Genomic DNA, 13,917 nt, shown 5'->3' on the forward strand with positions numbered 1-13,917 from the left:
TCCAGTAGCCCTTGTCCAGGCGTTCCACCTGGACAAGGGCTACTGGATCCTGCTCACCGTGCTGTTCGTCTGCCAGCCGAGCTACAGCGCCACCCGGCGCCGTCTGGTGCAGCGGATGCTCGGTACCTTCGCCGGCATCCTCATCGGCGTACCCGTGCTCTGGCTCTTCCCCGAGCTGCACCTGCAGCTGGGGATCATGGGGCTCGCCGCCTTCCTCTTCTTCACTCAGGTACGCAGCAACTACAGCGCCGCCGTCTGCTTCATCACCCTCTATGTGCTGATGGCCTTCAACCTGCTGGACGGCATCGGCTTCGCCATCCTGGGGCCGCGCCTGCTCGACACCCTGCTCGGCTGCCTGCTCTCCTATGCGCTGGTGGCCTGGCTGTGGCCGGACTGGCAGTACAAGCGCCTGCCGACCCTTATCGCCAACTCCTTGTCCGCCAATGCGAAGTACCTCTCGGCCGTGCTCGCCAGCCTGCACCGCCAGCGGGACGAGTCCCTCGACTACCGGGTGGCCCGCAAGTGCGCCCACCTCGCCGACAGCGAGCTGGCCATGGCCTGGCAGAGCATGCTGGTGGAGCCGAGCAAGCGCCGCCGCTTCCTCGACCTCTGCTTCACCCTCACCTGGCGCAACCATGCTCTGCTCTCCTACATCTCGGCGCTCGGAGCGCACCGTGACAAGCTCGAGCCCATCGAGGGGCTGGAGGAGATCAGCCGCCACATCAGCCATACCCTGGAGCAGGCCGCCGGCCACCTGGCGGGCGAGATGCCGGCGCACCTCGAGGGCCAGTGCCCGGCCATCGCCCCGGAGAGCAGTGAGGAGCAGCTGATGCTGAGCCAGCAGCTCAGCCTCATCAGCCAGCTGGCTGACGAGTTGCTGATGCTGGCCAACGACGGTCACCTGCTGACCGGGCAGGATCAGGGCTGAGCGCCCCCCTCGCCGGGCAGCCGGCGAAGGGGCTCGGGTCCCGCCGGTTGCCGAGCGGGAGGCAAGGCGCTACCATGCCCGCCCAATCTTAATAACCCCATTCCGACCGCCCCTTTGTGAGGAGCCCTTATGTCTGAGCATCATCAGCTGGAATTCAACGGCCAGGCCATCGAGACCGATGCCCAGGGCTATCTGCGTCATGTCACGGACTGGAGCGAGGCGCTGGCGCTGGCGCTGGCAGAGCGGGAGGGCATAGTGCTGGAGGAGCCTCACTGGGAGGTGGTACGTTTCGTGCGGGCGTTTTATCTGGAGTTCAACACCTCCCCCGCCATCCGCGCCCTGGTCAAGGCGATGGAGAAGCAATACGGCCCGGAGAAGGGCAACAGCCGCTACCTCTACAAGCTGTTCCCGGAGGGCCCCGCCAAGCAGGCCACCAAGATCGCGGGCCTGCCCAAACCGGTGAAGTGCATCTAATAAAAAACCGCGCCAAGGCGCGGTTTTTTTTATGGCAGCGAGGGTCGACCTCAAGGGTTGTAGGCCACCACTGAGCCACCGAGCCCGGTCATCTGGCTTATCCTGCTCTGCATGCCCTGCAGCTTGGCCTTGGAGACATCCGGCCCGATGAAGACCCGGGTGATCTTCCCCTGCACCGGGGTGCGCGGCGAGGTCTGGGCCGAGTAGCCGGCGGCCCTCAGCTTGCTCACCAGGGCATTGACGCTGTCTGCGTTCTTGAAGGCACCGAGCTGCAGGATCCAGCTACCCTGTGCCGGAGCGGCGGCAGGCGCCGTGGTCGGCTGCGCCATCTTGCTCGCGATGAGATCATCCATGGACTTGATCTGGCCCGGCAGCGGCTTGCTCTCCACCGGCTTTTTCACCTCGACCGGCTTGGGAGTCACCGGCTTGGGCTGCTCCACCGGCTTCTTGGCGATCACCTCGGGCTTGGGCTCGGGTTTGGGCTGCGGCTTGGGCGGCGTCACGGCCTGCACCGCCGGCTGCTGCGGCTGGGCCGTCGCGGCCGGGTTCGCCGAGCCCTGAGTGGCCACCGCCTGATTGGTCCCGGCCTGATTGGCCAGGGTCACGGTGTCCCCTATCTCCTCCACCTGCCACTGGGTCGCGGCAGAGGCCTGCTGCTGGCTCGCCAGATGTTCCGCCGGCAGGGTGCTCGCCGCCGAGACCTGAAGGGCAGGCTTGGCGGGCTCCAGCTCCGGGCGCAGCGGGATCTTGGCAAAGGCCTCGTCCTTCTGCTCCAGCTTGTTGCCATCCATCAGGTCCGGCAGAAAGATGACCACCAGGGCGACCAGGATGACGGTGCCCACCAATCTGTTTTGAAACTTCGAAGCCAAGTTAATTTCCACCCATATTGCTTAGAATGTTTACCGTGTTGCTGGCATCAACGACGAACGCCCCTTCGCACCATTTCGTTGTGAAAGCCAGGCCAGGCTGCCCCTGTCGCTGAAGCCATGATGGACAGAAAGGGCTCAGGCGCTCGCGGCCAGCACGTCGGCGACAGTGTAAAACGAGCCGAACACGATGACCATATCATCCGGACTCGATACGGCCAGCGCTGCCTCATATGCCTCGCTCACCGACTCACACCGCACGGCCAGCCCCTGCTCACCCAGGGCTGCGGCCAGCTGGGCCGCCGTGGCGGCGCGGGGACCATGAAGGCTCGCCAGGAACCACTCGTCAATCAGACCGTCGAGCTCGGCCAGCGACCCCGCCATGTCCTTGTCCTTGAGCATGCCGACCACGGCGCGGCGCTTGCCCTTGCAAGGGAGCAGGCGCAGCTGGCTCGCGAGATAGGCCGCCGAATGGGGGTTGTGGGCCACGTCCACGATGACCAGGGGATCCTGTTGCAACTGCTGCATCCGCCCCGCCAGCCGGGCCGTCGCCAACCCTTCGCGAATGGCAGACTCCGTCAGTGGCAGACCGAGGGACTCCAGCGCCGCCAGCACGGTGACCGCATTCATCAGCGGCAGAGCCGGCTTGGGCAGCCCCAGCCAGTGGTGCAGGCCGTGGTAGTCCCAACCGCCTTCGTGCTCATCCCCGTGGAAGTCACGGCCGACCTGGCGCAAGGAGGCGCCGAGGCGCGCCGCTTCGCTCGCGATGGTCGCAGGGGGGTTGGGCTCGCCGCTGATGGCGGGCTTGCCGGCGCGATACACCCCGGCCTTCTCCACCGCCACCGCTTCCCGGGTATCCCCGAGCCAGTCGCAGTGATCCAGCGCGATGGAGGTGATCAGGGCGACGTCGGACTCCACCACGTTGGTGGCATCGAGCCGGCCCCCCAGCCCCACTTCCAGCAGGAGCACATCGGGGGCGGCGCGACGAAACAGCCACAGACCCGCCAGGGTGGCGAATTCGAAGAAGGTAAGGGCGATGTCGCCACGGGCGGCTTCCACCTCGGCAAAGGCCGCGCAGTGATCGCCGTCGGCCAGCTCCTGGCCGTTGATGCGCACCCGCTCGGTGAAGCGCAGCAGATGGGGGGAAGAGTAGACACCGACCCGGTAGCCCGCCGCCATCAGGATGCTGGCGGCCATGGCGCAGGAGGAACCCTTGCCGTTGGTACCCGCCACCGTGATCACCTTGAACGGCAGTTCGGTGAGCCCCATGCGACGGGCGACAGCACCGACCCGATCCAGTCCCATGTCGATGTTGACCGGGTGGATCTGCTCCAAATAAGAAAGCCAGTCGACCAGCGACCGGCTTTGGGATTGTTGCATGTGTGAACTCATGTTCAGTCTTCGATGACCTGAGTGTTCATCAGCTTGGCCAGCAGACCGGCCAGACGGTCGCGCATCTCGCGCCTGTCGATGATGAGATCGATGGCCCCCTTCTCCAGCAGGAACTCGGAGCGCTGGAAGCCTTCCGGCAGTTTCTCGCGCACGGTCTGCTCGATGACGCGGGGGCCGGCAAAGCCGATCAGCGCCTTGGGCTCGCCCACGTTGATGTCACCCAGCATGGCCAGGCTCGCGGAGACACCACCCATGGTGGGGTCGGTGAGCACGGAGATGAAGGGCAGGCCCGCCTTGGTGAGCCTGTCGAGCGCCGCACTGGTCTTGGCCATCTGCATCAGGGAGAACAGGGCTTCCTGCATCCGCGCACCACCGGAGGTGGAGAAGCAGACCAGACCGCGGCCCTCCTTGATGCTCTCCTCGACGGCGCGCACGAAGCGGGCGCCGACCACGGAGGACATGGAGCCCCCGATGAAGGAGAACTCGAATGAACAGGCGACGACCGGCACCCCCTTGAGGGTCCCCTTCATCACCACCAGCGCATCTTTCTCCCCCGTCTCTTTCTGGGCGGCAGACAAACGATCCTTGTAGCGCTTGGAGTCCTTGAATTTCAGGATGTCTTGCGGCTCCAGCTCGGCCGCGACTTCACTGCGTCCCTCGGCGTCGAGGAAGCTCTCGAGACGGGCACGTGCGCTGATGCGCATATGATGGTCACACTTGGGGCACACTTCGAGATTGCGCTCCAGTTCTGCCCGGTAGAGCACCTGTTCGCAAGCAGTACACTTGGTCCACACCCCTTCCGGAATGTTGTGACGACGCGGTGTGGTGATCTTGCTCTTGGGAAGGATCTTCTCAAGCCAGCTCATGGAATTCCTTAATGCATTTGTGCCTGACAAAACACATCGAACCTTGATTGTTCAATGACTTAACGGCTCGATGGCAATAAACGACGGATCATTAAACCACAAATTTTCGGGCCCAGTTACTAAAAACTGGTCGTACCCGGTGCCGAGTCCGGCAGCCATAGCGGGCCGAGGGGCGGCTGGGGCAAGCCGAATTCCTCCGGGTAATCCACGTCCACCAGATAGAGGCCCCCCGCCTTGGCGGTCGGGCCCGCCAGGTTGCGATCCCTGGCCGCCAGCACCTCGGCAATCCACTCCACCGGTTGAAGCCCCTGCCCCACCAACAGCAGGGAGCCGGTGATGTTGCGCACCATGTGGTGCAGGAAGGCGTTGGCCTTGATATCGAGCACGATGTAGGGGCCGGAGCGGCTGACACACAGGTGCGTCACGTTGCGCCAGGGGGTGTTGGACTGGCAGGCGATGGCCCGGAAGGTGCTGAAGTCATGCTCGCCCAGCAGAGACTGGCCGGCCTGGTGCATCAGATCGGCGTCTATGGTCTCGTGGTAGTGGCTGACGCCTTGGCCCAAGATCGCCGGGCGGTAGTTGTGGTTGTAGATGACGTAACGGTAGCGACGGGCGGTGGCGCTGAAGCGGGCGTGGAAGTTCTCGTCCACCTCCCTGACCCAGCGCACGGCGATGTCCGGCGGCAGGTTGGAGTTGAGCCCCAGGGTCCAGGCGCCCTCGGCGCGGTTCGCCTCGGTATCGAAGTGGATCACCTGACCGGTGGCGTGCACCCCTGCATCGGTGCGCCCTGCACACTGGATGGAGACGGGGTGGTTGGCGATGCGGCTGAGGGCTTTTTCCAGCTCCTCCTGCACGCTGATCACTTCGCGCTGACGCTGCCAGCCGAAGTACCGGCTGCCGTCATATTCAATACCAAGGGCAATTCGCATGGGTAAAGGTGTCTTCTGATGAAAGGATGCAGTGAAAGAAACGGGGCGGATTATACGCGCTCGGGCCCAAAAGTCCCAGACCGGGCGAAGCAGCGGTGCGGTATGCCCCAAAGAGAGAGGGCAGCCCGCGGGCTGCCCTCCTGGTTCATGCATGACAAGCGGCCGCTTATCCCAGGCGCTTGAGCAGCTTCTCTGCCTCGTTGCGCTGGTGCTCGCTACCCTGGGCCGCCGCCTCTTCCAGCAGCTCCCGGGCGCTCTCCTTGTCGTCGATCTCGAGGTAGGCACGGGCCAGATCCAGTTTGGCCCCCACACCACCGTCGTCGGCGTCCACGTCGAAGCCGTTGGACTCCGGCAGCACCTCGGGGAAACCGTCCAGCCCCACGTCCAGGGAGAAGCCCTGATAGGGTTCCTGTTCCGTGTTGCTGGCGTTGGCGTCGGCCAGGAGCTTGTCGATCTCCACGTAGTCGTTGGCCTGCGCCTGCTCGCGGGGTTTGACATCGCTCTGGTGAGGTTCCACCTCGGCGAAGGCATCCTCGAAGTCCGCCAGGGCCAGCTCGTTGGGATCCCAGGCCGGGGTCGTCCCCTTGGCGGGCTCCAGCCCGAGCTCGGCCAGCATGTCGTCCACATTGTCCTTGCCATAGCCGGCGTCTTCGTCCGGCTGCCCCTTGCCGGCCGGCTCGTCAAAGCCGGTCTCAATATCGCTCAGGTCGAAATTGGCAAGCTCGTCGTCACGCTGGCTGCGGCTCTCAACCTGGGCCTTTGCCAGATCCGCCTCGATCTCCGCATCCAGATCGGCAAACAGGGCAGCCTGCAGCTCCTCCTCGCTCATGAGCTCGTCGCGGCCACGGGGGGCCGTATCAGACTCGCCGGAGAGATCGAGATCGGGCCCACCGGGCAACTCGAAGTCCCCCTCGTGAGCCAGATCGAGCTCGGGCACCAGATCCGGGTCCCGTACCGTCGTCACCGCCGGCTCCACGTCGAAGGCGGAGAGCGCCGTATCATCCTCACTGAAGACGATGTCGGCCTGGGTCTTCTCCTCCCGCGGTGTCTCCGGCTCATTCAGATCCGGCATGGGGTGCAGGGAATCTTCATCCGTGATGCCGACCGTCATCAGCTGATCGAACTCGCTGCTCTCCTCCCCCATCACCATGGCGGTGGATTCGGACAGGCTCTTCTCCTGCTCTTCCAGCTCCCGGCGCGCGCGGGCCCGCAGCCAGAGCGTCACCAGGGCCAGCACCAACAGCACCGGCAGCAGGATGATCATGGCGAGGTTGAGGGGTGAGGAGAGCAGCTCCATCAGCCAGCTCTGCTTAGGCGCGGGTGCCACCACGGGGGGCACCGGCTTGGCCTTGAGCTCGGCCACCTCTTTTTGCAGCGCGGTCTGATCCTGCAGCTGGGCCTTGAGGGTCTCCACCTCTTCGGTCAGGGATTGCAGGCGCAGCTTGAGCCTGTGGTTCATCTCGGTGACCTGGCCGAGCTGGGCATTGGCGTCTTCCAGGGCCAGCGCCATCTCGGTGGAAGGTTTGCCCGCCGGGGCGGCAGGCAGAGGCGTCGGCGTCGTGGCGCTGGCGGCACTCGCGGTGACCGGCGCGGGCGGCGCCTTGACCGTCTCTTTGGCGTCGGCGGCCGGCAGGGGCGCCGGTGCCTTGGCAGCCGGCACCGGGAGCGGGGCCGCCTTGGGCGCAGTGTTCGTTGCCGCTGGGGCCGGCTTGGCTGGCGCAGCCGGTTTGCTCACGACGGGCTGGGCGGTGTGCGTCTGCTTGTTCGCCAGGTATTTGGGGCTCAACCCCTTCCAGCTCGCGTTGTCGCTGTTGAAGCGGCGGCGCGCCTCGGCATCCGTGATGCGGCCCGCCTCGGCGGCCGTCGGCAACAGGATGCGCGACCCCACCAGAATGTGGTTGATGTTGCCATCGGCAAAACTTCTGGGGTTCTTGTCATAGATCGCCACCATGGTCTGGTAGACGCTCACCCGGCTGGAGGGGCGATGCTTGCTCGCCAGGCTCCACAGGGTGTCGGTGGGACGAACGGGACCATAACTGCCGGCCGACGCAGTGGCGACCTGGCGCACTATGGGTTGCGCCTTGGGCAGGGTAACTGGCGCCACGGGCTGGGCCCGGGGCTCTGGTTGTACGGCGGGAGGGGGGGAACCATCCGGTCCCTTGAGCTCGACAAAGAAAGGCTCGCGCCCCGCCTCGTCAGCCTGAACCGTGCCCAGAAGCCCCAATGCGAGTAGCGTTGCCAGCGTTATGCGGGAATGTCCCATATTCGTTCCTTCGTATGACGGCCCTATCACATTGAAAAACCTGGATAGTTACCCCAAAACAATCGGCTCAATATAAAGCAGGCGCCGGTCTCAAGCCAGCGTTGCGACATATTTCGCACCCGGCGACTACCACATGGTCGTTCCGGACGCGAACCAGAGTGTAGAAAAAAACCTAGTTCACTGATATCACACAACATTCCTAAAACCGGAGAGTGGGTGCCCGGTCACATCCCGGGGCCGCGGCTTCGGCTCAAGGGCGGGGTTCCCTCCCCGCCACGGGCCGGCAACCGGCCTCAGAGGTAGTCGCGTACCAGCAGTTCGGCAATCTGCACGCTGTTGGTCGCCGCGCCCTTACGAACGTTATCGGCCACGATCCACATATTGATACCGCAAGGATGAGAAATATCCTGGCGAACCCGGCCCACCATCACCTCGTCCTGGCCGGTGGCGTCCCGTACCGGGGTCGGATAGTCGTTCTCGTCGTCAAACAGGGTGACGCCCGGCGCATTGCGCAGCAGCTCCTTGACCTGTTCGGCGTCGAGCGGCTGGTGCAGCTCCACGTGGACCGCCTCGGCATGGCCGTAGAACACCGGCACCCGCACGCAGGTGGGGTTCACGGCGATGCTGGCATCCCCGAGGATCTTCTGGGTTTCCCACACCATTTTCATCTCTTCCCGGGTGTAACCGTTGTCGGTGAAGCTGTCGATCTGCGGGATCAGGTTGAAGGCGATCTGCTGCGGATAGAGGGTGGGCTCCACCGGACGGCCGTTCAGCAGGTGGGCGGTCTGGCCCGCCAGCTCGCTCACCCCCTCCTTGCCGGAGCCGGAGACGGACTGGTAGGTCGCCACGTTGATGCGGGCGATGCCCACCTCATCGTGCAGGGGCTTGAGGGCCACCAGCATCTGGATGGTGGAGCAGTTGGGGTTGGCGATGATGTTGCGGTTGCGAAAATCCGCCAGGGCGTCCGGGTTCACCTCCGGGATCACCAGGGGAATGTCTTCGTCGTAACGGAAGCAGGAGGTGTTGTCGATGACGATGCAGCCGTGCTCGGCGGCAATGGGCGCCCACTTGGCAGAGACCTCGGCCCCGGCGGAGAAGAGGGCTATCTGCACCTGGCTCCAGTCAAACTCCTCCACGTCCAGGATGTCGACGTTCTTGCCGCCAAAGCGCACTGTGTCGCCGGCGCTGCGGCTGGAGGCCAGCGGGTAGAGGGTGGCGACCGGGAAGGCGCGCTCCTCCAGGATCTCGATCATGGCCTGACCCACGGCGCCGCTCGCGCCCAATACCGCTACGTTGAATTGCTGACTCACTGTTGTGTCTCCTGTGCTGCCGCCCCTCGGGTCCCACGGATGGCGGGCCCCCGCATGGCAGGCGTGTTCGATAAGATGGCTGGCCCGGCCAAGGTGCCGGGCCGGGGCAAGGATCCGGTATTGCGTCCGTTTCCCTGCCCGTTGAATTCAGGTTTATACCGCCGGGACACAAAAGCCCAGGCGGGCCAGTCTGTCGTCGGCGAAGGGGCCCTTCAGCTGCAGGGAGGAAAGCTCGCGCCGCTCCGGGTAGCGTTTGCGCTGCTCATCGAAGCTGCCGGGCAGCCCGATCCGGTTGCGAAAACGGGCGTCGTCCCGGCGCACGTCATAGATGAGGTGGACCAGCTGCTTGATCAGACTCTGATCCGCCGGCTGCCCGGGGGTCAGTTCGCGCACCTCGGGGGGAGGCAGCAGGGATTGCAGATCCTGGCGCGGCGGGCGACCAAGCTGTTTGCAGAGCGCCTCGTAGAGCATCCAGGTGCCCCGAGCCTTGCCTTCCAGGCTGTAACCGGCGATGTGCGGGGTCGCCAGCTCGGTATGGGGCACCAGGGCCTTGAGGGGCTCCGGCTCTCCTTCCCACACGTCCATCACCAGCCGCAGGGGATGGGCCCCCTGCTGGCGGGCGAGCAGGGCCTGGTTGTCCCACACCTCGCCACGGGAGGCGTTGATGAGGATCTGCCCGGCCGGGCGCTCGGCGATGTCCCGCTCCCCCAGCAGGTGGAAGGTGGCATCCTGCCCCTGGCGGGTATAGGGGACGTGGAAGCTGACGATATCGGCGCCAAGGGCGGTCTGGTAATCCACGTAGTCACCGGCCGCGCCGCTGCGGGCCAGGGGCGGATCGCAGCGCAGCACCCGCATGCCGAGCGCCTCGGCCTTGCCGGCCACGCACTCGCCGGTATTGCCGGCCCCGATCACCGCCAGGGTCATGGCAGCGAGGTCGAGCTCATGGCGTTCCCCCAGCACCAGCAGGGCAGAGAGCACATAGTCCCCCACCGAGACCTTGTTGCAGCCGGGGGCGCTGAAGAAGGGAATGCCCCGGTCCGCCAGCAGCCCCTGATCGACGTGATCCGTGCCTATGGTGGCGGTACCCACGAAGCTCAGCCTGGGGCTGGTCGCCAGCAGCGAGGCGTTGACCCGGGTCACGGAGCGTACCAGCAGCACGTCCGCCTCTTGCAGATCCGCCGCCTCTATCTCTCGTCCCGGCAGGGGGATCACCTCGCCAAATTCGGCAAACAGCTCCAGGGCATGGGGCATATTTTCATCAACCACGATCTTCATCGGCACGCTTCTCATCCACAAGGGCCACAGGCGCGCCATTCTAGCCCAAACGAACCGAATTTTCAGGGGCTTGTTCCAGGGCGCACCCGGAGCATGCACCCGACCTGCGGACCTGCGCCCTGACGTCACCACTCACGCCCAGGCAAGCGCCCTCTACGGCAGGTCTCCGCCATATGTAACAACATGTTGCCCCGCCCCTCTCCCGCCTTGACCACAGGACCCTGGCTGGCACAATGACGCCTCTTTTTTGGCGCGCCCCGCGCCCCACGATGGGCCCGTTATGCCGACTCACTCCTCTTCGTTGCCACGCCGCCGGGTGCTTGGCTTCAACGCGGTGCTGCTGCTGCCGCTGCTGCTGCTCGTCTGCCTGCCCTGGCAGCCGTTCATGATCCCGTCACTGCAATCAGACTGGCTCTGGTGGCCCTACGCCCTCACCCGCATGGTGGATGTGCCCGGCCTGGCCTTCACCGTTGTCGCCTTGCTGCTGCTAACCAGACACAAGCTGACGCTGGATGGTCGCGCCCTGCTGGCGCTGGCCGGCGCCCTGTTTGCCGTGCTCGCGAGCGACTGGATCATCAAGAGCCTCATCAAGACACTGACCGAAGAGCCCAGGCCCTACCTGCTCTGGCTGGAGAGTCAGCACCTCATCCCCGACATCCGTCAGTTCTATGCCGGCAGCCAGGCGCTGCGCGCCGAGCAGGTCCATGCGGCCACCCAGTTGCTCGCGCTCCCCCCCTGGCTCGGCCAGCACTGGGGGGCCGAGGTCAACTACGCCTTCCCCTCCGGCCACAGCATCGCCGCCATGAGCCTGGCCCAGTTCTTCGGCCTGATCTGGCTGGCCCGCGCCCCCGCCGGAGTCTGGCTGCTGCCACTCTGGGCCCTCGGCATCGGCCTGTCACGCACCCTGATCGGCATGCACTGGCCCCTGGACGTGCTGGCCAGCGCCCTGCTCGGCAGCCTGACCGCGCTCCTTGCCGCCCGCTGGTGGCTGCGCCACTACTGAGCGCACAGGCCGCGGCACGCCAATGAAAACGGGCACCCAGGTGCCCGTTCTTTTGTCTTTGGTGCGGCCCTCAGCCCTTCGGCTGCCAGCCCTGGGGATACTTGTAGCCCACGAAGCGCTTGGCAGCATAGGCCTTGAACTCGGGGGAGTTGTAGGCGGCCGCCACGTCCTTGGCGAACGGCTTGTCCGCGTCGGCGCTCTTCACCACCACCCAGTTGATGAAGTCGTAGCTGCGCTCGAGGAAGAGGCCGGAGCTGAACGGAATGCCGCTCGAGGCGGCAAAGTTGCCGTTAATGACTGAGAAGTCCACGTCTTCACGGGAGCGCGGCAGCTGGGCCGCCTCCAGCAGCACCAGCTTGATGCCGTGGGGATTCTTCACCACGTCGAACTCGCTCGCCTTGAGGGGATTGATCCCCTCCTTGAGGGTCAGCCAGCCCAGATCCTGCAGCATCAGTAGCGCCCGTGCCTGGTTGGTGGGATCGTTCGGGATGGCAACCGTGCTCCCCTCTTTCAGCGCCTTCAGATCCGCCAGCTTGCCGGCGTAGAGCCCCATGGGACCGGTCGGCACCTGGGTAATGGGGGCGAGCGACAGCCCGCGATCCCTGGAGAAGCTGTCCAGATAGGGCTTGTGCTGGAAGCAGTTCACGTCGAGCGAGCCGTCGGCCAGGGCGATGTTGGGGGTCACATAGTCGGTGAATTCCACCAGCTTGACCTGGTAACCCTTGGCCTCGAGCTGGGGCTTGATGGAGTCGGTCACCATGTCGGCGAAGTCCCCGACCGTGGTGCCGATGACGATCTCCTTCTTGGCCGGATCGGCGGCCAGGACGGAGAAGGGCAGGCTGCCGGCCAGCAGGGCCAGGGCGGAGAGGGTGAAGAAGGTACGACGCTGCATAGAAACTCCCTGTCTACATGATCAAAAGCGGTGGGCGGTCGGTGTCAGGTAAAGAGGCGACACCACAACCATCTAGCCATCCAAACGGCCAATTGAATACACCATAACAGAGCTTGTTCCCTTCGCCAAGCAACAAAACCGGGCAAGCTTGCCCGAATACTGGCAGGGCCTGGCCGGCACCCTGGCAGAAAATCTTTGATAGAACGCGCAGTTATCACGTTTGTACTCTCCCCACTTGGCCGTAGCTGACTTATTGTGATGATGTGATGTTGGCGTTACTGCATGGGACGAGATAACTCTATATTTAAAAAAAAGACAGGAGGTCATTTGAAAGATAAGGAAAAAATTGCGGTATTTATCGACGCAGATAATGCACCTGCTAGCAAGATTGGCAAAGTATTATCTGAGTTGGCTCGTCATGGTGTTGTCAATATTCGCAAAGCATATGGTAACTGGAATAATCCAACCCTTAAAGGATGGGAGGATATTCTCCATGAATTTGCGATTCAACCCATACAACAATTTGACTTGAGCAAGGGGAAAAATGCCACTGATATGGCTTTGGTCATAGATGTAATGGATGTGCTTTACACCAAAGATGTTGACATGATCTGCCTAGTATCATCAGATTGCGATTTTACGCCCCTTGTCACACGCTGCCTTGCGGATGGGAAGTTTGTGATTGGGTTTGGTGAACGTAAGGCTTCGACCCCATTCGTTAATAGCTGCTCTCGTTTTCTCTATCTAGACAATGAGATTCAGGAAGTACAAGAGGAGCAGTTAATTCCTAAACAAACAAAAAATTTAAAAAGTGATACACGGCTTATTAATTTACTTCGACAAGCCATAGAGGCAGTTGAGGAAGGGGATGGCTGGGCCAGATTAAGCCCTATTGGAAGCCACATTTCAAACCATGTTTCATTTGATCAACGAAATTATGGCTTCAAAAAACTCAGCGATCTGTTTTCGGCAATCGACTTGTTTGAAATGAAGAAAACTGACAATTCTGTTCTCTGGGTAAGAGACAAAAAACGAGCCATACAACTAAATAAGCCGAAATAGGTGTAATGATGCTGACGACTTCCACTACCGGCCTGCTGGTCGTCGATATCCAGGGCAGGCTCGCCCGCCTGGTCGAGGAGAGCGACGCCCTGATTGCCAATACCGCCACGCTGGTGCAAGGGGCCAGAGCGCTGGGGCTGCCGGTTGTCTGGCTGGAGCAAAACCCCGGGAAACTCGGCGCCACCGTCCACGAGCTGCAGCCGCTGCAGGCGGGGGATCCCGTGCTCCCCAAGTTCAGCTTCGGTGCCCTGGGGGAGCCCGATGTGGCGACCGCGCTGGCCGAGAGCGGGGTCGACCACTGGCTGGTGTGTGGCATCGAGACCCATATCTGCGTCTACCAGAGCGTGCTGGGGCTTCTGGCCAGCGGCGCCCGGGTCTCGCTGGTGGTGGATGCGGTGTCCTCCCGCCGCGCCGCCAACCGGGAACTCGCCATCGGTCAGCTGGCGGCCCGGGGGGCGGCCCTCACCTCGGTGGAGATGTGCCTCTATGAGCTGATGGGGGATTGCCGACACCCGGCGTTTCGCCAGATCCTCTCTCTGGTGAAATAGCCAAGTGATGGACAACATGGCCCCCCTGATGTTTGCCCTCATCGCCTTCGGGGTGGCACTCACGGTGACCATGACGGGCATGGCCGCCACCCGCCACTCTCTGGCCTGG

13 protein-coding genes are annotated in these 13,917 nt (G+C 63.6%); 5 read left to right on the forward strand and 8 right to left on the reverse strand.

The window, feature by feature from the left end; all coding sequences use genetic code 11:
• Both BN1136_RS03490 and BN1136_RS03495 read left to right on the forward strand, forming a co-directional pair.
• On the forward strand, positions 1–928 hold a 928-nt coding region (locus tag BN1136_RS03490; RefSeq protein ID WP_043808052.1), incomplete at its 5' end, for an FUSC family protein.
• Positions 929–1,057: 129 nt separating this feature from the next.
• A complete protein-coding gene (locus BN1136_RS03495; protein ID WP_043759750.1) occupies positions 1,058–1,402 on the forward strand; it encodes a TusE/DsrC/DsvC family sulfur relay protein in 345 nt (114 codons plus the stop codon).
• Positions 1,403–1,452: 50 nt separating this feature from the next.
• Here the strand turns inward: BN1136_RS03495 and dedD are convergent, their stop codons facing one another.
• The 7 genes from dedD to BN1136_RS03530 form a co-directional block, all read right to left on the reverse strand.
• Positions 1,453–2,271, reverse strand: a complete 819-nt coding sequence (dedD, locus tag BN1136_RS03500) for a cell division protein DedD (protein ID WP_043759747.1) — start codon at positions 2,269–2,271, stop codon at positions 1,453–1,455.
• Between the two features lie 135 nt (positions 2,272–2,406).
• Positions 2,407–3,660, reverse strand: a complete 1,254-nt coding sequence (gene folC / locus BN1136_RS03505) for a bifunctional tetrahydrofolate synthase/dihydrofolate synthase (protein ID WP_043759745.1) — start codon at positions 3,658–3,660, stop codon at positions 2,407–2,409.
• Between the two features lie 2 nt (positions 3,661–3,662).
• Positions 3,663–4,526: an acetyl-CoA carboxylase, carboxyltransferase subunit beta gene (gene accD / locus BN1136_RS03510; protein ID WP_043759743.1), complete on the reverse strand. Its 864-nt coding sequence runs from the start codon at positions 4,524–4,526 to the stop codon at positions 3,663–3,665.
• A 119-nt stretch (positions 4,527–4,645) separates the two neighbouring features.
• Entirely contained in the window at positions 4,646–5,455 is an 810-nt protein-coding gene (gene truA, locus BN1136_RS03515; RefSeq protein ID WP_043759740.1) for a tRNA pseudouridine(38-40) synthase TruA, read from the reverse strand.
• Between the two features lie 166 nt (positions 5,456–5,621).
• The gene (locus BN1136_RS03520; protein WP_043759738.1) at positions 5,622–7,718 is read right to left on the reverse strand and encodes a FimV/HubP family polar landmark protein; all 2,097 of its coding nucleotides are present in this window, start codon (positions 7,716–7,718) and stop codon (positions 5,622–5,624) included.
• A gap of 293 nt (positions 7,719–8,011) precedes the next feature.
• Positions 8,012–9,028, reverse strand: coding sequence for an aspartate-semialdehyde dehydrogenase (locus BN1136_RS03525; protein WP_043759735.1), 1,017 nt, complete (start codon positions 9,026–9,028; stop codon positions 8,012–8,014).
• A gap of 153 nt (positions 9,029–9,181) precedes the next feature.
• On the reverse strand, positions 9,182–10,303 hold the full coding sequence (locus BN1136_RS03530) for a 4-phosphoerythronate dehydrogenase (RefSeq protein WP_043759733.1): 1,122 nt from the start codon (positions 10,301–10,303) through the stop codon (positions 9,182–9,184).
• A gap of 280 nt (positions 10,304–10,583) precedes the next feature.
• Between BN1136_RS03530 and BN1136_RS03535 the strand changes: the two genes are divergently transcribed.
• Complete coding sequence (locus BN1136_RS03535; protein ID WP_043759731.1) at positions 10,584–11,306, forward strand: phosphatase PAP2 family protein; 723 nt, start codon at positions 10,584–10,586, stop codon at positions 11,304–11,306.
• Positions 11,307–11,376: 70 nt separating this feature from the next.
• Here BN1136_RS03535 and BN1136_RS03540 read toward each other — a convergent pair whose 3' ends face one another.
• The gene (locus BN1136_RS03540; RefSeq protein ID WP_043759729.1) at positions 11,377–12,198 is read right to left on the reverse strand and encodes a MetQ/NlpA family ABC transporter substrate-binding protein; all 822 of its coding nucleotides are present in this window, start codon (positions 12,196–12,198) and stop codon (positions 11,377–11,379) included.
• Between the two features lie 327 nt (positions 12,199–12,525).
• Between BN1136_RS03540 and BN1136_RS19635 the strand changes: the two genes are divergently transcribed.
• Positions 12,526–13,260 (forward strand): NYN domain-containing protein, encoded by a 735-nt coding sequence (locus tag BN1136_RS19635; protein WP_081843701.1) that lies wholly within the window; start codon positions 12,526–12,528, stop codon positions 13,258–13,260.
• 8 nt (positions 13,261–13,268) lie between these two features.
• Entirely contained in the window at positions 13,269–13,808 is a 540-nt protein-coding gene (locus BN1136_RS03545; protein ID WP_043759896.1) for a hydrolase, read from the forward strand.
• The last annotated feature ends 109 nt before the right edge of the window (positions 13,809–13,917 follow it).

It is taken from the genome of Aeromonas taiwanensis (assembly GCF_000820165.1).
In the GTDB taxonomy this organism is placed as follows: domain Bacteria; phylum Pseudomonadota; class Gammaproteobacteria; order Enterobacterales; family Aeromonadaceae; genus Aeromonas; species Aeromonas taiwanensis.